Source organism: Helicobacter sp. L8, from assembly GCF_003660355.1.
In the GTDB taxonomy this organism is placed as follows: domain Bacteria; phylum Campylobacterota; class Campylobacteria; order Campylobacterales; family Helicobacteraceae; genus Helicobacter; species Helicobacter labacensis.
Map to the genome: position 1 here is coordinate 1 of NZ_QXQR01000012.1, position 16,095 is coordinate 16,095.

At 48.3% G+C, this 16,095-nt stretch carries 18 protein-coding genes and 1 tRNA gene; 12 read left to right on the top strand and 7 right to left on the bottom strand.

Annotated features, from left to right (window positions below; genetic code table 11):
* Window positions 1-25 precede the first annotated feature (25 nt).
* The gene (gene rsmA, locus EAO37_RS06345) at window positions 26-913 is read right to left on the bottom strand and encodes a 16S rRNA (adenine(1518)-N(6)/adenine(1519)-N(6))-dimethyltransferase RsmA (protein ID WP_120952500.1); all 888 of its coding nucleotides are present in this window, start codon (window positions 911-913) and stop codon (window positions 26-28) included.
* An 89-nt stretch (window positions 914-1,002) separates the two neighbouring features.
* Between rsmA and EAO37_RS06350 the strand changes: the two genes are divergently transcribed.
* The 5 genes from EAO37_RS06350 (at window position 1,003) to EAO37_RS06370 (ending at window position 4,648) form a co-directional block, all read left to right on the top strand.
* Window positions 1,003-1,272 carry a NifU family protein gene (locus EAO37_RS06350; protein WP_120944841.1) on the top strand — a complete coding sequence of 90 codons (270 nt, stop codon included), beginning with the start codon at window positions 1,003-1,005 and terminating at the stop codon, window positions 1,270-1,272.
* 8 nt (window positions 1,273-1,280) lie between these two features.
* Window positions 1,281-1,907 carry a histidine kinase gene (locus EAO37_RS06355; protein WP_120952502.1) on the top strand — a complete coding sequence of 209 codons (627 nt, stop codon included), beginning with the start codon at window positions 1,281-1,283 and terminating at the stop codon, window positions 1,905-1,907.
* The gene (locus EAO37_RS06360) at window positions 1,894-3,225 is read left to right on the top strand and encodes a UDP-N-acetylmuramoyl-L-alanyl-D-glutamate--2,6-diaminopimelate ligase (protein ID WP_120952505.1); all 1,332 of its coding nucleotides are present in this window, start codon (window positions 1,894-1,896) and stop codon (window positions 3,223-3,225) included. Before EAO37_RS06355 ends, EAO37_RS06360 begins: the two co-directional genes overlap by 14 nt.
* Before the next feature lies 1 nt (window position 3,226).
* Window positions 3,227-4,186: a transaldolase gene (gene tal, locus EAO37_RS06365; RefSeq protein WP_120944835.1), complete on the top strand. Its 960-nt coding sequence runs from the start codon at window positions 3,227-3,229 to the stop codon at window positions 4,184-4,186.
* Between the two features lie 228 nt (window positions 4,187-4,414).
* Complete coding sequence (locus EAO37_RS06370) at window positions 4,415-4,648, top strand: hypothetical protein (protein ID WP_120944833.1); 234 nt, start codon at window positions 4,415-4,417, stop codon at window positions 4,646-4,648.
* Between the two features lie 169 nt (window positions 4,649-4,817).
* On the opposite strand, the gene EAO37_RS06375 is transcribed toward EAO37_RS06370, so the two are convergent.
* Together EAO37_RS06375 and EAO37_RS06380 are read right to left on the bottom strand one after the other, a co-directional pair.
* The gene (locus tag EAO37_RS06375) at window positions 4,818-5,360 is read right to left on the bottom strand and encodes an outer membrane beta-barrel protein (RefSeq protein ID WP_235853016.1); all 543 of its coding nucleotides are present in this window, start codon (window positions 5,358-5,360) and stop codon (window positions 4,818-4,820) included.
* A gap of 197 nt (window positions 5,361-5,557) precedes the next feature.
* Window positions 5,558-5,632, bottom strand: a tRNA-Asn gene (locus EAO37_RS06380).
* A gap of 120 nt (window positions 5,633-5,752) precedes the next feature.
* Between EAO37_RS06380 and EAO37_RS06385 the strand changes: the two genes are divergently transcribed.
* The 5 genes from EAO37_RS06385 to EAO37_RS06400 are packed head-to-tail and all read left to right on the top strand — an operon-like array spanning window position 5,753 to window position 9,426.
* Window positions 5,753-6,007 carry a YfhL family 4Fe-4S dicluster ferredoxin gene (locus EAO37_RS06385; RefSeq protein WP_120944829.1) on the top strand — a complete coding sequence of 85 codons (255 nt, stop codon included), beginning with the start codon at window positions 5,753-5,755 and terminating at the stop codon, window positions 6,005-6,007.
* Window positions 6,007-7,470, top strand: a complete 1,464-nt coding sequence (locus EAO37_RS06390; RefSeq protein WP_120944827.1) for a Ppx/GppA phosphatase family protein — start codon at window positions 6,007-6,009, stop codon at window positions 7,468-7,470. The genes EAO37_RS06385 and EAO37_RS06390 overlap by 1 nt, the downstream gene beginning before the upstream one ends.
* Window positions 7,467-7,829: a glycosyltransferase 9 family protein gene (locus EAO37_RS09650; RefSeq protein ID WP_235853015.1), complete on the top strand. Its 363-nt coding sequence runs from the start codon at window positions 7,467-7,469 to the stop codon at window positions 7,827-7,829. Before EAO37_RS06390 ends, EAO37_RS09650 begins: the two co-directional genes overlap by 4 nt.
* Before the next feature lie 23 nt (window positions 7,830-7,852).
* Window positions 7,853-8,488 carry a glycosyltransferase family 9 protein gene (locus tag EAO37_RS09655; RefSeq protein ID WP_235853014.1) on the top strand — a complete coding sequence of 212 codons (636 nt, stop codon included), beginning with the start codon at window positions 7,853-7,855 and terminating at the stop codon, window positions 8,486-8,488.
* Window positions 8,485-9,426, top strand: a complete 942-nt coding sequence (locus EAO37_RS06400) for a lipid A biosynthesis lauroyl acyltransferase (RefSeq protein WP_120944825.1) — start codon at window positions 8,485-8,487, stop codon at window positions 9,424-9,426. The genes EAO37_RS09655 and EAO37_RS06400 overlap by 4 nt, the downstream gene beginning before the upstream one ends.
* Here the strand turns inward: EAO37_RS06400 and lpxE are convergent.
* Genes lpxE through EAO37_RS06420 form a run of 4 tightly spaced genes read right to left on the bottom strand, consistent with a single transcriptional unit; the run spans window position 9,416 to window position 14,037 of the window.
* Window positions 9,416-9,979 (bottom strand): lipid A 1-phosphatase LpxE, encoded by a 564-nt coding sequence (gene lpxE, locus EAO37_RS06405; RefSeq protein ID WP_120952508.1) that lies wholly within the window; start codon window positions 9,977-9,979, stop codon window positions 9,416-9,418. The genes EAO37_RS06400 and lpxE overlap by 11 nt on opposite strands.
* Window positions 9,976-11,505 carry a sulfatase-like hydrolase/transferase gene (locus tag EAO37_RS06410; protein WP_120944821.1) on the bottom strand — a complete coding sequence of 510 codons (1,530 nt, stop codon included), beginning with the start codon at window positions 11,503-11,505 and terminating at the stop codon, window positions 9,976-9,978. The genes lpxE and EAO37_RS06410 overlap by 4 nt, the downstream gene beginning before the upstream one ends.
* A 30-nt stretch (window positions 11,506-11,535) precedes the next feature.
* Window positions 11,536-12,816 (bottom strand): citrate synthase, encoded by a 1,281-nt coding sequence (locus EAO37_RS06415; RefSeq protein WP_120944819.1) that lies wholly within the window; start codon window positions 12,814-12,816, stop codon window positions 11,536-11,538.
* A gap of 57 nt (window positions 12,817-12,873) precedes the next feature.
* Window positions 12,874-14,037 carry a DUF697 domain-containing protein gene (locus EAO37_RS06420; protein ID WP_120952511.1) on the bottom strand — a complete coding sequence of 388 codons (1,164 nt, stop codon included), beginning with the start codon at window positions 14,035-14,037 and terminating at the stop codon, window positions 12,874-12,876.
* A gap of 86 nt (window positions 14,038-14,123) precedes the next feature.
* On the opposite strand from EAO37_RS06420, the gene icd reads away from it, so the two are divergent.
* Together icd and EAO37_RS06430 are read left to right on the top strand one after the other, a co-directional pair.
* Window positions 14,124-15,401 (top strand): isocitrate dehydrogenase (NADP(+)), encoded by a 1,278-nt coding sequence (icd, locus tag EAO37_RS06425; protein ID WP_120952514.1) that lies wholly within the window; start codon window positions 14,124-14,126, stop codon window positions 15,399-15,401.
* Window positions 15,402-15,435: 34 nt separating this feature from the next.
* Window positions 15,436-16,080: a hypothetical protein gene (locus EAO37_RS06430; RefSeq protein ID WP_120944860.1), complete on the top strand. Its 645-nt coding sequence runs from the start codon at window positions 15,436-15,438 to the stop codon at window positions 16,078-16,080.
* Window positions 16,081-16,095: the final 15 nt, after the last annotated feature.

The window sequence follows — 16,095 nt, forward strand, 5'->3', positions numbered from 1 at the left end:
GGGGGGGGTGGGTTGGTTTTGATCGTCAATGGGTTGATCCATAGTATTCTCCTAAATTAGATTGTTGGGCAAGATCGCACGCTAGGTCCAGGTAGGCTGTGGGGCTCAATTCATGCGGGCGCGCTTGGGGTTTGAACCCACGCTTAGTTAGAAACTCTTGTAGCCAGCTGGGCGCGCAAAGTCCTTTTAGATTATTGCTTAAAGTCTTGCGGTTGGCTTTAAAAGCGCATTTGAGCAACTTTTCTAAGTCTGCAACATCTAAAGAGGGGGGGCTAGATTGCAAGGGGTGTTTGATCAAGGCGATCACACTGGAGCGCACTTTGGGGGGCGGATTAAACGCCTCTTTGGGCACTTCAAAACACAGCGCGCGCCTAGCGCATGTAAGCGTGGCTAGCACGCTGAGCGCGCCATAATCCCCGCTCCCCACATGGGCGCAAAATTTCAAACCCACTTCTAGTTGAGTCATCACCACCAACCCCACACAAAGACTATCTTTGAGCGCGTGGGCGATGATGGGCGTGGCGATGTAGTAGGGCAAGTTAGAAACCAAAAAATAGGGTTTGTCGCACAAAAAGCCCATACGGGGCAATCTAAGCCCCGTGTGTGCCAAGACATCGTATGTGCCATTTCCAACCCCTTTGCGTTCCATCACATCGCCCACCACCAACGCCAAACGCCCCCAAGATGCAGGGGTGAGCCTATTTTTTAGCCCTATGGCTAACGCCTTATCCACCTCATAGGCGATCAAAGTCTTAGAGCCCAGCCTATCTAAAAGCCTAGCACTGAGATCTCCCAAGCCAACCCCTATCTCTACCATCTGCACTCCATTGCTAAAGTGCTCACAGGGGATGGATTGTAAGATCTGATCTAAATAATAGGCATCGTGCAAAAAATGTTGCCCTAGCAACGCCATAATTAACCTTACATTTGCGATTTATTCTAGCATGGGCTAGCTTAAACGCGTGAAAAATGGCTATAATGCAAAGTCTTTAAGGAGTAACCATGATCTTTAGCGATCAAGAATTGCAAAAACCCGTAGAAAAAGCCTTAGAAAAAGTGCGCCCAATGCTCTTAAGAGATGGGGGCGATGTGGTCTTACTTGGGATCAAGGACGCTAAGGTGTATGTGTCCTTAGTGGGGGCGTGTAAGGGCTGTGCGGCTAGCTCTAACACGCTCAAATTTGGGATTGAACGCTGTTTGCAAGAGGAGATTCACCCGGATATGCAGGTGGTGCATGTGTCCAAAGAGCAGTATCAAGAACTTTTCTCTTAAGGTAACCCTTGAATAACGACCCTAAAAAGCGATCCTTGCTCACGCAGGGCTATAAAGCCTTTTTGCAAAAGCAGTATTTTAGAGCCTTGTTTTTGTGCTCCCAAGCCCTCTTTTTAGACCCCTTAGATGCGCATGCCAAAATTGGCTTGCTGCTTAGCGACATCGCCCTAGACTTCCCCAAAGAGGCGCATAGTTTTTATGAGCTTTACCAAAACCTCTTACACTCCCAGCCTAGGCGCTACAAAGCCAGCATTCAGGGGCAAATTTTAGAACTCATTAACTCCTTTGATGAGAGTTTGAGCAAGATGGCGCAAGCCTTTGGGCATGAAAACCAGCTCAAAGCCGAGAGTTTGGATGGGATTTTATACGCCGATTTCAAGGCGATGTGCGCGGGCAAGGATTTTAAAGAAGTCTTTGAGAATTTGATGTTTAGCACCAAAGTCATCTTTGAGCGCAAAGAGGACTTTTACGAGTTTTTAGAAAACTTGGTCGATCACCAATTTTATGACATGTCCATCGCTTACATTGAAAACATGCGCGAATTGCTTTGGTATGACCCGCGCGTGATGGCGTTGTTACAAAAGGCATTGCGTTTAGAAAAGGCACAAAGAGAGGGCAAGCATGGTTGTTCCTAAGCGCGTGGATTTTAATGATCAGATCTTTGAAGCCCTAAGCGATGACACGCGAGAGATACAACCCGGGACTTTGTTAGTCAAAACCCCCACTAATGCGCGCTTTATCCCCCTCAATACGCCCTGTTTGGAGGCACAAGAATTGGGGCGTTATTTTAATGTGAAAATCCCCCTCATTGGCATCACTGGCACCAATGGCAAGACCACCACCGCCGCGCTCATCACCCATGCGCTCCACGCTTTGGGGCATTCTTGCGCCCTGCTGGGCACAAGGGGGTTTTTTATTAAGGGCACACAGGTTAGGCCCAAGGGACTCACCACGCCCTCTTTATTAGAACTTTACAGCGATATTGAGCGCGCTAGCGCAGAGGGGGCGCGCTATTTTATTATGGAGGTAAGCTCGCATGCGATCGCTCAAGAACGCATTTTAGGTTTGGAGTTTGCTGCCAAAGTGCATACCAATATCACCAGCGATCACTTGGATTATCATGGAGATATAGAAACCTACCGCGCGATCAAAAACCAGTTTTTAAGCGATGAGAGTTTGAAAATTATCAATTTAGACGACCCCCATGTGCGCTTTGACCCAACAAATGCCCATGGCTATGCTTGTGAGCGTAAGAGCCATTTGAGCGTGAATGCCTATAGTTTGCAACCTAATTTGAGCGCGCATATAGAATTTCGCGCCGATCCTAGATCACGGCGCAACCCTAATAGTGCTGTAGAGATGGGAATCGTGCATGCCCCCCTTATGGGCTTGCACAATCTTTATAACCTCTTGGGGGCGTTGCTGTGCGTGCGCATGCTTACTCAAAAGCCCCTAGAGAGTCTTTGCCCCCTACTCTCTGATTTTCCCGGGGTGGAGGGGCGTATGGAGGTGGTGCACCAACACCCCCTAGTGGTGGTGGATTTTGCCCATACTGCCGATGGATTTGTGCAGATTTTCAACAGCTTTAAGGCGCAAAAGATTAAGGTAGTCTTTGGCGCAGGAGGAGATAGAGACAAAAGCAAACGAGCGCTGATGGGGCAGGTGGCTAGCACTTATGCGCTTAAAACTTACATCACCTCAGATAATCCACGCACTGAAGAGCCTCTAGCTATTATTGAGGATATTCTAAAAGGGGTCGCCCCAGAATTGCGCGCGCGCGTGGTGGTGCAACCCGATCGCAAAAAAGCCATCGAATTAGCCCTAGGCGAGCTACAAAGCGATGAGGTGTTGCTCATTTTGGGTAAGGGAGATGAATGCGTGCAGATTATAGGGGATGCGCATTTGCCCTTTGATGATCGCACCATCGTGCGCCAATTTTTCAACAAGGATTAACATGCAAGATTTTTACCTGTGGTGCGATTTTATTGAAAGGGATTTTTTAGAGGGAGAGTTCCGCACACTCTTAGATCAAGGACAGATCGCAGGAGCGACTTCTAACCCTACTCTTTTTGCCCAAGCGATCAAATCTGGGGCGTATACAGAGCAGATCGCCAAACTCAAGGGCGCAAAAATGGGGGTTAAGGACATTTACGAACATTTGGTGATCACGGACATTAAGAGGTGCGCCCAGCTTTTATTGCCCCTTTGGGAACAAAATAAAGCCACAGGCTACATTAGTTTAGAGATCGACCCTTTTTTAGCCGAGGATGTGGGGGCAAGTGTAGCAGAGGCACGCGCCTTGTTTGATCGCATTAACATGCCCAATGTGATGATCAAAATTCCAGCTACACAGGTAGGCTTAGAGGTGATGGAGCATTTAGCCAAAAGTAAAGACATGCCCTTGAACGCGACCTTGGTTTTTGAGCCCGATCAGGCTCATCGTTGCGTCAGCGCGCTTAAAAGTGCGCCTATGGGCGTGGTGAGTATTTTCGTCTCGCGGGTGGACACTTTAGTAAACCAGCTATTACAGCAAGAGTCAAGACTTTCTGCAGGCACACAAGCCTATCTACGCAACCAAATGGGTATTATTAACGCCCTAAAATGTCGTGAGTGGGTGCGCGCTTGCAGTTACGATAATGTTTATCCTCTCTTTGCCAGCACAGGGGTTAAAGACCCCAATCTGCCCAAAGACTACTACCTACAAGCCCTCAAACTAGAGCACAGCGTGATCACCGCCCCCCTAGATGCGCTTGAAGCCTATCATAAACACCCCAGCACCCCCTTCACTCCCTCCAAACACACTAAAACCATTCTGCAAGACTTAGGGCTAAATTTAAAAAACTCCCCTCTTTTAGATCAGGGGCTTAAAGCTTTTCAAGGGGCGTTTGAAGCACTGCTCCAAAGCCTTGCCTAATGCCTTGATGAATGCCCTCCACACAGAGGAGGTTGATCATCAATCTTAGCGATAAGCTCCTCCATCAAGACCTATAACACCACGACCGAGCTAGAGGAGAATAACCAAAACGCCCAAGACAGCCTATTGGTTACACACCCACACCAAGCCCAATACAACACCAACAAACGGCTTAGTGGTGCAGATCCACCTTAAAACTAAGATCAGGGGGGTATTGGCACTGCTGGGGTGGGGATTTTTGCAAGTGGCTTTGCAGGGGCTAGCGCGCTCTTAGATCCGCGTTACAACCAAATCAAGGGCTTTAGCGTGGGCTTTGTGGGCAAATACCCCAACGCACCCAAAATCCGTTATGGCGATGGCTATGATCTGCGTGTTAACCCGCAAGCGCGCATGGGCTTGGGTTATCACTGGAAATGGTTGAGCTTAGCTTGGGATTTGATCTCACTTCTAATAAAACTTTAATGCTGGGCAAAATAGCTAGATGGCAGGCAGGGGATCATTTGGATAGTTCTGTGCGATCAGGGCTATAAGTTAGTGCTTTCAATGGGGGTCAAAACCCCCCAACTACCTAGCGGTGAAACTAGGCGGGGGTTGGAAGTGGTAGGGGCTTTAAACCCCTTTCAAGTCTTACCTAGAAGGTGTGGACATAGTTGACATACCACACATAGCGTCTCATATCTGTGAACCCGGGAGCGAGTTTTTGAGGGATCATGGGGAACTTGATTCCAGCTTGGATCGCAGAGTGCTCCATAATGCGGATTCGACCGCCCACATTAAAGAGGAATTGGAAGGCGGTGTGCTGGAAAGTATTAAAATTCCAAGTGTTACCCGCCAACTGAATACCCCCTACCAAACCAAAGGCGAAGGGATCGGTGGCGATCACATTCACGATCGCGTCTGCCGCCCCGCCATAGGTGTAGACATTCCACTTGTCGCGAGCAGTGGGTCCCATGATATGGCTATTGTTCCAATCAAAGAAGCCATAAACCTGCCCGCCAAACCATTTGTTAACAAAGCCCACGCCCCCTAATTCCACATCCATACCATAAAGGGGGAAACCACTTGTGAGGGCGGATTTATAGCCTCCCTGCCCGCCCTTACCTTGTTGGTAGCCTAGTCCGATGAAAAACCCATTCTTCTCTGCTTGTGCCACCTGCGCAACACCCATCGCCATTAGTGCCGAGAGTGCTAAACTTTTTGCTTTAATCCCAAAGGCCATAAAAACTCCTTGCTGCATTTTTTTATACGAATAGGTAAGCTAAGAGTGTTCCACCCCAACGCTTACCAATCCGCACAACCCTAGATCGGCTAAAAGCGCATTATTGAAGTAAACCGCGCCACAAAAAAACAAAAAATAAGCAAATGTGAAACTGGCTCCAGATGTAGGATTCGAACCTACGACCAAGCGGTTAACAGCCGCCTACTCTACCGCTGAGCTAATCTGGAATAAGAAAGAAATCATTATACACAAATTTTACAAACTTTGTCAAGTTGTTTTTGTGGTCTTGTTTTTAAGTTTGCTTTGCTATGATGAACCCCTTACATCTCAAATAAAGGAAAATTAGCGTGTCTCTTTTAGTCAGCCAAGAGTGTATTGCCTGTGATGCATGCCGTGAAGAGTGCCCTACAGAAGCCATTGATGAAAACGATCCCATCTATAGCATCGATCCCGATCGTTGCACCGAATGTGTGGGCTATAGCGATGAGCCTAGCTGTGTGAGTGTGTGCCCTGTGGATGCCATTGTGCTAGACCCCAATAACACCGAAAGCCCAGAAGAGCTCCAAGATAAATACCAGATCCTGCAAGGCTATGATCGCTAATGGCAAAAATTACCGCCGTCATTGACATAGGTTCTAATTCCATGCGCATGGCGATCTTCAAAAAAACAAGCCAGTTTGGGTTTTATTTGCTTTACGAACTCAAATCCAAGGTGCGCATTTCTCAAGGGACTTACGAGCACGGAGGCATTTTGCAAAAAGCCCCTATCAAGCGCGCGATCAAAGCGCTTAGTGAATTTAAAGAGATCGCGCAAAAATACAAGAGTAAGAAATTGCTCTGCGTGGCTACAAGCGCGGTGCGCGATGCGCCCAACGCCCAAGAATTTGTCGCGCTAGTGCGCAAAGAATGCGGGTTGCGCGTGCGCGTCATTGATGGGATCAAAGAAGCCTTTTATGGGGGCGTGGCGTGCGCGAATTTATTACACCATAGGGAGGGCATCACCATTGATATTGGGGGGGGGAGCACGGAATGCGCCCTGATTAAAGAGGGCAAGATCGCCGATTTGCTCTCTTTAGACTTGGGCACAATCCGCCTTAAAGAACTCTTTTTTGACAAAGATGCCCCCTTGCAAAGCGCGCTAGATTTCATCGCCAAAGAATTGGTCAAAATCCCCGCGCATTACCAAAGCGTGCAAGTCTTTGGGGTGGGAGGGACGATTCGCGCCATTGCCAAGCTAGCCATACAACGCAATAACTATCCCATTGAGGTGGTGCATGGCTATGAGATGGGGGTAGGAGATCATATAGATTTCATCTACGACATCGCACAAAGCTCGCAAGCGCGCCTAGAGGTGTTGGGTGTGAGCGCTGATCGCCAAGATAGTATCCGGGGTGGGGCGTTGATTCTTTGGGCGTTGTTAAAACGCCTTAACCCGCAGAAAATTGTAGCAAGCGGGGTGGGGGTGCGTGAGGGGGTGTTTTTGAGCGACATGCTAAGAAACCACAAACACAGCTTCCCTAAGGGGATCAACCCCTCTATTCTCTCCTTATTGGATCGCTTTTTGCCCCACGCCCAGCACAGCCAAGAAGTCAAGCGGGTGTGTGTTAAACTCTTTGAGGTGCTATCCCCCTTGCATCGTATCTCTACAGAATATCTCTACCACCTCAAAATCGCCGGACAACTCTCTGGAATTGGCAAGGTGCTCAATTTCTATGGCGCGCACAAGCACGCGGCGTATTTGGCTCTCAACGCGTTGAGCTATGGGTTTTCCCACCAAGATCGCGCTATTATCTGCTTGCTGGTGCAATTTAGCCAGAAAAAAATCCCCAAAGACAGCAATATCGCCCACATTAGCACGATCATGCCCCCTATCCTCACCTTGCAATGGCTAAGTTTCATTTTAGGGCTAGCCGAAGCGCTCTGCACCACACGCGTGCCTAAAGACATTGTCTACACCCTCAAAGGTAAAACCCTCCTTATTAAAAGTGCCAAAGAACTCTATTTATGCCAAGAGATGATCCCCAAGTTGAACACCCCGATCGCCTTGGACATTGAATTTTTATGAATGTCGCTATTATCCGCTTTTCGGCTATGGGGGACATCATTGTAAGCGCGGTCTTTTTGCCCTTTCTCAAAGAGCACTACCCCCAAGCCCAAATCCATTGGTTTGTAGATACCCTATTTTCCCCCATTTTAGAGCACTCCCCCTGCATCGACACCCTCCATATTATCCCCTACAAACAGATTTTGCGCTCCAAAAATCCGGTTAAAATTTGGCGTTTCTATCGCGATTTGCAAGACTCTGTGCCAAGCTTTGATGTCCTCATTGACATGCAGGGTTTGTTAAAATCCGCCCTATTTGGGGCGTTTTTGTCTAAAAAAGCTTTTGTGGGCTTTGATCTCTTCTCTATTAGAGACGCCTAGCTAGCCTATTTTACACCCACAAGGTGTCCATACCCTACAGCGCGCATATTCTCAAGCGCAACCAAGCCGTGCTAGAGCGTGGGTTTAATATACTTAGCCCATGTGCCTTGGAGGGGGTGCTAGAATCGCGCCAACGCGCCTTTTATCTGCCTGCTTGTCCTAAGTTAGAGGTGCTCTTGCCTCCCACACGCCCCCATGTCCTCTTTGTGCTAGAAGCTTCCATGCCCAATAAGATGTATCCATGGCAGAGTTTCGCGCAGGTGGGGGCGTTGCTCCAACACAGCGGGGTAGCTATCGCGCTCTTGTGGCATGCGCATTTGGATCGCGCTACAGAACTCTATGAGCAACTCCTAGCTTATGTGCCCGCCATCTTATTGCCCTCCCTGGATTTAGCAGAAGTGAAGCGTTTGATCTCGCTTGTGAGCGTGGTCGTGGGGGGGGATACGGGGATCGTGCATTTAGCTTGGGCGCTTAAAGTGCCCTCTGTAACCCTGTATGGCAATACCCCCAAGAGGCGTTTTGCCCTAGAGGGGCGCGCCCATGCCGCTTTAGGGGGCGGTGTGGGGGCTAATTATTCCAAAGAGGATTTTTCTATCCAAAAAATCCCCCCTAAACAAGTGGCGCAAGCCATTTTGCAAGTGTTAAAAGAGGCTAAATGAGTGTGCGTAGAGAGTGGGGGGTGTTTTGTGCCAAATTGTTAGAGTGGAGTGCTAACGCGCTAGGGTGGGGCTTGGCTAAAATGCCCCATGGGGGTTTTGTGGCATGTGTGCGCGCGTTGGGCTTTGTGATGTCTAAATTGGATCGGCGGCGCTATTGGGACGCACGGGCGAATTTGGATTTTGTCTTCCCAGAGATGGATCGCGCGCGCAAAGAGGCGATCATCAGGCGCGGGTATGACAATTTGGCTTTCATCGTGCTAGAGAGTATGCGGGTGGTGTTTCTGCCTAAAGCAGAGTATGATGCGTGTTTTACATTGGTGGATCGCCACCATGTGCTAGAAGTGTTGGAAAAAGATGGGCAAGCGGTAGTAATGGGGATGCACTTTGGGTATTGGGAAGCCATTGGGACTTCTTTAGCCCAATACCATAGCGATCAAGAAAGGGGGTCTTTGGGGCGACTCACTAAATTCGCCCCTGTAAACGCCATGCTCATCAAAAGGCGCGAAGCCTTTGGGGTGCGCTTTATTGACAAAATGGGGGCGTTTAAAGAACTCTTGAAAATTTACAACCGGGGCAAGGGGCTAGTGGGGATTTTGGTGGATCAAAATATCTCGCCCAAAGAGGGAGTTGAGGTGGAGTTTTTGGGGCACAGGGCTACACACACCACGATCGCCTCCATTTTATCGCGCCGCTATAACATCGCCATTTTGCCCGTGATCGTGGACTTCAATGAGGATTATAGCCACTACACTGCCACCTACTACCCCCCCATTCGCGCCCAAAACACTAAGGACGCACAAAGCGATATTTTACAAGCCACCCAAGAGCAGGCTAGCTTGAGCGAAGAGATCATCAAAGCCCACCCGGAAAGCTGGCTATGGTTTCATCGGCGTTTTAAAAGCACGCACCCAGAAATTTACCACAAGCCTAAGTCTTAAGATGGCTAGCCAAACACAGCGCGCACAGCATGCCCACACTAAACCCGGCAATGAGCGCGCCCATAGTGTGCGCGTTATAATAGATACGCGCGCCCATTGTCAAAAAGGCTAGGGGCAAGAAGATCAGCCACACCCAGCCATAACGGCGCACCAGAAAGCCCAAAGCACAGGCGATCATAGAAGAATGTCCGCTGGGCATGTTCTTGTTGCTCCCATTGGGGCGCTCACCCAAACGCCTACCAAAAAGCACCACATTATTTAGCCCCCATTTGAGCGCGTGCGTGGCGATGGTTGTAGCGATACTCACATGGATAATTTGGATCAAGCCGATAGGATCGCGCTTGATCAAAGGTAGGGCAAAAGAGGCGATGGTGGGCACAAAACGGGCATAATGTTCAGTAGCGTTAAACACTAAAGGGACTTGGGGTTGTTTGGCGATCTTAGGAAAGGGGATGATCGCCCCGACTAAGAAAAGCGCGATGAAAAGCATAAGAGTCTTAAGGGGGAGGCATCTAGGGAAACTTTGCGCATAAAGGGCTTTGAAAGTTTTCATTGGAAAATATCCCAGTGGGGGTTGTAGGCATTACTAGTCCCTACCACCCCAAACGCCCCCAGAATGCTAGAAAAGATCACGCGTTGATCGTAGTTTTGCAAGAGGGGTTTGAAGCGGTGGGTGGCTTTGAATGCCGGGTTAGCATAGACAATGAAGGGGACTTGCTTTTGCACATCTGGGGCGATCAAATAGGGTGTGCCATGCAAATATAGCCCATGTTCGCCCAAACTCTCGCCATGGTCGCTCATGTAGAGCAATAGCGCGGGGTTTTGGGTGTGTTGCAATGTGTCAATGATATTATCTAGCACCATGTCGTTATAGACAATGGTGTTATCATAGGCATTCACCAAACTCTCCACACTGCAGGCACTAGGCTCGCTATGGGTGCAAAGGGGCTTAAAGGGGGCAAAATCTTGGGGCACTTTGTCCACATATAGGGGTCCGTGTGAACCCTTGAGGTGCAGGATCACTAAGAGATTGTCCTTAGCGTATTGTTGCACCACAAAGGGCAGGGCATGCGCTAAAGCCATGTCAAAACCAAGCTGATTTACCCCCTTAGCTTGCAACCAATGCTGCCATGTATACTCGCTAGGATGCCAATCTACACGCATGGGAGGTTGCCCGTCATTAAGACTAAGCCACACCACTTTTATGCCCTGTCTGTGCAAGAAAGAGGGGAGATTTTCATAACCCTGTTTGCAAGTGAGCATGCAAGAAAGAGCGGCAGTGGTATAGGTGGCACAAGAAGTAGCCTTGAGGGCTAAAATTTCTTGCTTGTTTAAACGGGCTTGTAATTTGGGTGTGGTAGCCCTAGCATAACCATAAATGCCATAATTAGCCCGCCTAGCACTCTCCCCAATGGCTAACACCACGACCGTATTATGGGCTTTAAAAAAGAGATTGTTAAATGCTTTGGGGGGGCTTTGATGCCATGAGGCTAACAACACCCTAAAGGCGTTTACGCTGTAGCTATAGGGCAGGGCTAGCCCGCCAATGTATCTAGCGTGGTGATCTATAAATAACCATTGCTTGGTGTGGGTGAAACTCCAAAGCAAAAACACTAAGGCAGAACCTAAAAAAATGCCCAGTTTAGCCCGCCTCCTAGTCTTAGCCACAGGCAAGATGAAAAATAGCCCAGCTAAAATAAGCCCTAGCACCACAAAAAGCCACAAATGCCCCCCGATGAGCGCGCTCATTTCGCTAGTGTTAGTGTGCAAGACATTGCCCATCATGCTCTTAGTCAAAAATACATGGTAAGTGTCAATGTAATAAAAAGCGATGGCATTGCCCAAAGTCAACAACGCCATCACAGCTTGCATGCAAAAACTCCCCAACAAAGAGAGCAACACCAGCAACATGTTCGTAGTACAAACATAGGCTAAAGCCACACTCCACACAAGCCCCCACCCCCCCTCATGCTCTAGAATATAGCGCCACAAGGGGGCATGGAAGACAAGCAAAGAGACAAGACTATAGAGTAATAACACCCCCCAAAGAGGCAAGGGTTTGATGCTAAAGCGTGTCAAGCTCTAAGATCAACCCCATATAACAATCCCCTATTTGCCCACATAAACCTGTCGTGGGCGTGCGATCCTAGCTTGGGTGTTTTTCACATGTTCTAAGAGTTGCGCGCACCAGCCCACCGTGCGCCCGATGACAAATACCGGAGTGAAGAAACGCACGGGGATCTTCAAGGCGCGCAAAATCGTGCCGGAGTAAAAATCTACATTGGGGTAGAGATTGCGCGCCACAAAATATTCATCTTTGAGCGCCACCTCCTCTACTTTGGCGGCGATCTCATCTAGATGGGGGTCCATCTTAATGCCCTTTGCTTGCAAATCGTCCTTGAGCTTTTTAAGAATACGCGCGCGCGGATCGTAACTCTTATAGACGCGATGCCCAAAGCCCATGAGTTTAAAAGGGTCGTTTTTATCTTTCACGCGGGCGATGTATTTGTCTACATTCTTAACATCCCCAATTTCTTCTAGCTGAATCAAAACTTTTTCATTCGCCCCCCCATGTAAATGCCCCCATAGCGCGCTAATCCCCGCGCTAATGGCTGCATAAGGGTGCACACCTGTAGAAGCGACATTGCGCACGGTGGTGGCTGAGGCGTTTTGCCCATGATCGGCATGCAAGGTCAAAATCTTATCAAAGGCTTCTACTTCTAGGGGGGTGATTTCCACTTGACCGTGCAAACTGTGCTTAAGTCGACCATGCGGGTAGGCGCGCAACATAAACAAGATATTTTCAATGTAACTCCTAGCCATATCAGGGTAAATCAAGGGCGCGCCAATCTCATTGCGGTAGCAAATAGCGGCTAAGGTAGGCATTTTAGCCACAATGCGCCTAGCCATCGTCTGGTAGTCCTCTTCATTCTTCATAGCCCCATGATCGGAGTAGAAAGTAGACAGAATAGAAACCCCGCTACTGAGCTTTGCCATTGGGTGGGCGTTGGTGGGGAAAGCGTGGAACATATTGCGCAAAGTTTCGTGGATAAAACTCCTATGGCGCAACTCTAACTCAAACTCTAAAGATTCATCGGCATCTTTGGGAAGCGAATCTGTCAGCAAAAGCTTACACACATCGCTATAGCGGTATTTGGCGACTAATTCCTCTAGGGGGTAACCTTTGTAGTAAAGCTCCCCCTTTTGTCCGTCAATATAACTAATTGTAGATTTGCACCCGGCAGTGGAGGCATAACCCGGATCATAGGAGAGAAACCCCGTGCGTTCGTAGAGTTTGGAAAAATCTATACCATCAGCCCCACGCGTGGCTTGGATGGTTTCAAATTCATAGCGTTGTTGGGTGGTATGATCAATGAGTGTAATAGACATGTGTTCCTTTCATCAGTGCGTTTTAGATTATACCCGCCCAAAGATTAAAGCAAGGTTCTATTTGAGTCCCTTAGTGATCTCTAGGTATTTTTGAAACACCTCAGCGCACAAGGTTTTGAGGGCTCGATTCAGGTCTTCAAAATTATCGTCTAAATAGGCGACATAAGCCTTACCCATTAATCCGGTTACTGAGCCTGCTAAGGCGGCGTTGATCGCTCCCCCTGCCAAACTGCCCACCCCCGGGATCAATTTTAACAAGCTCCCCGCACACGCACGCGCCACTAAACCCGTGCCTAGCACGCTAGCAAAAGTGCCCACTAAAGTTTTGGCATTTTCCTCAGAAACCTCTAGATCATAAATCTTGCTGATATGAATGATCATCGCAATTTGGGTGGGTAAGAGCAGGGCAAAGTCCGAAAAAGGGATAGGAGTCGCCCCAATGGCTGCTGCTGCGCTGGTGTAGCCCAAAATAGCGTTGTGGGCTTCCTCTTGGCGTTTTTGGCGCAACGCCTCTTTAGCTTGAGCCTGCATCTGCAAATCGTATTGTTGTTTTCTCTCTAGGGCGAGTTTTTGCGCCTCATCTAATAGATCGCGTGATTTGTCAATGAGTTCTTTAATCCCCCTAATCTTTTTAATATCTCCTTCATCATCTTCAATCTCTAGAGCCCTGACACGCTCAAAATGCGCCTCATCTACTTGAAATTTGGCACGCACGATCTCAGAAAATTTTTCGCCCTTATCGTCCTTATCTTGTTGGGCTTTGGTGATCACCACGATAGTAGGGATCGCACAAATTTTAAGCATGCTATGAAGTTCTAGCTCCCCCTCTTGCACGCGCCGTCCTGATTCTTGAATACACAGCCAAGCGATGTGGATTTGCTCCTCAAGCACCGCCCCCCTCTTGGTGTCTAAGAAATCTTGAATCTGGGCTTTGGTGCGCTCAAAGTCCTTCATCTCAAGTCCCTTAGTGTCATAAATACTCAAATCCTCTTTAATATAGCGTTGGATCTCTTGGGTTACTGGCTCTCCTTGTCCTGTGGGGGCGACTTGCTCCCCAAAGACCGCGTTAATAAGCGTGCTTTTCCCCACCCCCGTGCCCCCAGCCACTAACACATTGAGATTGTAATGCGTAACTGGGGCTTTAGCCATGATCGCTTGGGCTTTTTTAAAACCCTTAGACATCAAATCTTCCAAATCCAAAACGATTTCAGATTGCGCCATAATTCTCCTTTGTTTCTGTTAGCCTAACTAAAAATTTTAAACCCCTTATGCTAAAATGCCCCATCTTAATTTTATAGGAGTAGTTCATGTCTTACAACCCCAAGTATTTAACCCCCCCCAAAGAGGGGCAAGCCATCAGCTATGAAAATGGCAAGTTGCATGTCCCAAGCAATCCCATTATTCCCTTCATTGAGGGCGATGGGATCGGGGTGGATATTACCCCGGTGATGTGCAAAGTGGTCGATGCGGCTGTGCAAAAAGCCTATAAGGGTGCCAAAAAAATCGCGTGGTATGAAGTCTTTGTGGGCGAAAAATGCTACAACAAATTCAAAGACAAAGAGGGCTTGAGCTTAGAAGAACAATGGCTACTACCCGACACCATTGAGGCAATTAACCATTTTAAGGTTTCTATCAAGGGACCTCTAACCACCCCTGTGGGCGAGGGCTTTAGATCGCTCAATGTCGCCCTGCGCCAAAAAATGGATCTCTATGTGTGCTTGCGCCCCGTGCGTTGGTATTCAAGCCCTAGCCCGGTGAAACACCCTGAAAAAGTGGATATGGTGATCTTTCGTGAAAATAGCGAGGACATCTATGCTGGGATCGAATTTAACCAAGATAGCCAAGAGGCTAAAAAGCTCATCAAGTTTTTACAAGACGAGCTCAAGGTGACAAAAATTCGCTTCCCCAATACTAGCAGTGTGGGGATCAAGCCCATTAGCCTAGAGGGGACTGAAAGGCTTGTGCGCAAGGCACTTGAATACACCATTGACAACGATCGCGCTAGCCTTACCTTTGTGCATAAGGGCAATATTATGAAATACACCGAGGGGGCGTTTATGAAGTGGGGCTATGCTTTAGCCCAAAGGGAATTTGGGGCAAAACTGCTAGATGGGGGTCCATGGTGCACCCTTAAAAACCCCAAAACAGGCAAAGAGATCGTCATTAAAGATATGATCGCCGATGCCTTCTTGCAACAAATCTTGTTGCGCCCGGCTGAATACGATGTGATTGCCACGATGAATCTCAATGGGGACTATATCTCAGACGCGCTAGCCGCAATGGTGGGGGGGATTGGGATTGCTCCGGGGGCAAATATGAATGATAGTGTCGCGCTCTTTGAAGCCACGCACGGCACAGCCCCCAAATACGCAGGGCAAAATAAGGTCAATCCGGGTTCTATTATCCTCAGCGCAGAGATGATGTTGCGCCACATGGGCTGGGTAGAAGCAGCGGATTTGGTTGTCAAAGGCATGCAAAAGGCGATTGAGAGCAAAAAAGTAACTTACGATTTTGCGCGCTTGATGGAGGGGGCTAGCGAGGTGTCTAGCTCAGAGTTTGGAGAAGTGATCGTTGCGCATTTGTAGAAATTAAAGTAAATAGGGGGGGTTGGGGTGGCAAATGGGACAAATCACATTATTTTTAGGGCTTTTGTGCTTTCTAGCTAATGTGGCGTGGGGGGTGAGTTGTGATCCCAATCCACATTACCACTCGGACTATGTGCTTAACCAAGCAAGCAATTTTGCGGGCAAACTTAAGGGTGATGCAGAGCATGTGCAATATGTGCTTGAGAATAATAAAGCCGTGGTGGGTGGGATCACTTATTGCGGGGCTGTGGTGCGTGGTTATAGACCGGAGTATAGCACAGACGATGATCCGAGCTTAAGTTTTATGTGTTTTGGATTTAGCAGGGGAGCTAAGTGGTATGATGGCTCTTGCTTGTTGTTAAATCCAGAGTCTCCCCTATCTGAAATCAACATGGAGTTTAAAAAGGATGCCTTTCTCTTGCATATCAGAGAGGATAACTATGAATGTGAGCGCAGTATATCCACCTATAGAAGCACTTTGAGTTTTAAGCCACATGGAGGTCGCTACCTCCTAAAAGCCATTAATGGGCAACTTGACACAAAGGAAGATTACCCTATGGATCCCATTTATCGCCAAAAAAGAGATGGCAAACAAATTTTTATGAATGCAATGGATCGCAATATCATAGAAAACTTGCTAGATCGTTGCCAAAATAAGGGGTATTGTCAAGACAGATAAAAGCAGGAGTGATTA